The sequence below is a fragment of the Thermomonas sp. LB-4 genome (genome assembly GCF_036409385.1).
GTDB lineage: Bacteria > Pseudomonadota > Gammaproteobacteria > Xanthomonadales > Xanthomonadaceae > Thermomonas.
On the sequence record NZ_JAXOFT010000051.1, the window covers coordinates 1 to 1,859 of the forward strand.

General features: G+C 66.7%; 1 protein-coding gene. It reads left to right on the forward strand.

The annotated features are described in order from the left end of the window. Positions 1-121 precede the first annotated feature (121 nt). Positions 122-1,759 (forward strand): alpha/beta fold hydrolase, encoded by a 1,638-nt coding sequence (locus SPK54_RS13550; RefSeq protein WP_330948396.1) that lies wholly within the window; start codon positions 122-124, stop codon positions 1,757-1,759. The last annotated feature ends 100 nt before the right edge of the window (positions 1,760-1,859 follow it).

A 1,859-nucleotide genomic window follows, 5' to 3' on the forward strand; every position in this document is an offset into this window, starting at 1 on the left:
CTACCATCAACCCCGGACTCTAAATCGCCCCGCTACTGAAAGCGGGGGGACGTCGCCCTGATCTTCGGGGCGGCGTGGATGCTGGCGGAGCGCTTTTGCATCCTGTCATCCGGAACCCGTCATGCCCGATACCCTGTGTGTGATCTCCAGACCGAGCCCCCGATCGTTGACGCTTCCCGTTTTCTGGATGGCGGCCTGCATGTTGTTCGTGGGGATGCTGCTGGCGCATGCGAACGGCGCTAATACATCGCTGGAGTTCGCACCTTACGTGTTTGAGACCGAGCGACACGGCGCGATCGACGCGCAGGTCGCGTTTCTGGACGTACCGCGTCGGCACGACGAACCGGACGGCCCGCGCATGCGGCTGCGCGTCGTGCGCCTGCCGGCCACCGGTGGCGATGGCAGCGCCGCACCTGTGGTCTATCTTGCCGGTGGTCCTGGCGGCTCCGGCGTTGGTACGGCACGCGGACCGCGCTGGCCGGTGTTCGACCAGGTCCGGCGCGAAACCGACGTCCTGCTGTTCGACCAGCGGGGCACCGGCCTGTCGGAGCCTCCTCCGCCGTGCCCGTACGTCCAGCGCTTCGACGATGCCAAGCCGTTGGAGCGCGAAGTCGCGCTGGCGGCGCTGAGCCACACTGCCGCCCGATGCGTCGCCTATTGGCGGGAGGAGGGCATCGACCTGGCGTCCTATACCACGGCCGAGAGTGCCGCCGACCTCGAGGACCTGCGGCGTGCGCTCGGCGTATCGCGGATCAGCCTGTGGGGCATGAGCTACGGCACTCACCTGGCCCTGGCAAGCCTCCGCCTGCACGGTGCGGGCATCGACCGCGTGGTGCTGATCGGCGTTGAAGGGCCCGACGACACCCTGAAGCTACCGCTCGCGGCAGATACGGTGCTCGCCGACCTTGCCCTTGTCGCCCGGGAGCAGGGGTTTGAAGACCTGACAGGAATGACCAGACGCGTGCTGGCCAAGCTGCGCCAGGAACCCGCACGAGGCCGCAGCCTCATGCACCGGGGCAGGGAAGTGACCTTCGGCGTCTACGACGCGCAGCTGGCGATTTCGGCCGCGCTCGGACGACGCTCCACCCAGCAGATGCTGCCTCTGGCCTTGCGCGATGCCGAAGCGGGGGACTACGACCTGCTGGCAAGCCTGGTGCTTGCGGTGCGCGGGCAGCTCGGCGAGTTCCGGGCCATGCCGCTGGCGATGGATGTGGCATCCGGCCAGAGTCCGCATCGACGCGCCATGGCCGAAGCGCAGGCGAAGGACAGCCTGTTCGGCGACGCGCTGAACTTTCCCTTTCCGATGATCGGCGATGGCCTGGGGCTGGCGGATCTCGGCGAAGCGTTCCGGATGCCCCTGCAGAGCGGCGTGCCGGCGCTGTTTGTCAGCGGTACGCTCGATGGCCGCACGCCGCCGGCAAATGCCGAGGCGCTGTTGCCCGGCTTCAGTGATGCCGCTCATTTGCTCGTCCGCGGTGCCAGCCATGACGACGAACTGTGGTTAGGCAACCCTGAAATGGCCGCGCATATCGCCGATTTCCTTGTGGGACGCCGCGTGAGCGATGCGGAACTGAAAGTGCATCCTCCGGCTATGGCGCAAGGAAAGCTGGGCTTGCTGATGCAAACAATGGGCATCGGCCGAGGAGCGGTGTGGGTTGGACTCGGGACGCTGGCGACACTGCTCGTGGTCGCCTTGGCGATCCTACGGCGATGGCGTAATGGCGCTCGGATCCGCAACGCTGTGAGCGGGACGCCGTGACGGTTAGGGCTGGTTATCGGGGTAGGGCGGATGGCTGCTTTCGACCGAGGCTGTGTGAAAACCCCGCCTCCACTGGCATGATCTGAGTACCGGTTGATGG

Bases quoted from the DNA above. Each gene is read 5' to 3' on its own strand.
- SPK54_RS13550 (WP_330948396.1), top strand. From the start codon at position 122: ATGCCCGATACCCTGTGTGTGATCTCCAGACCGAGCCCCCGATCGTTG.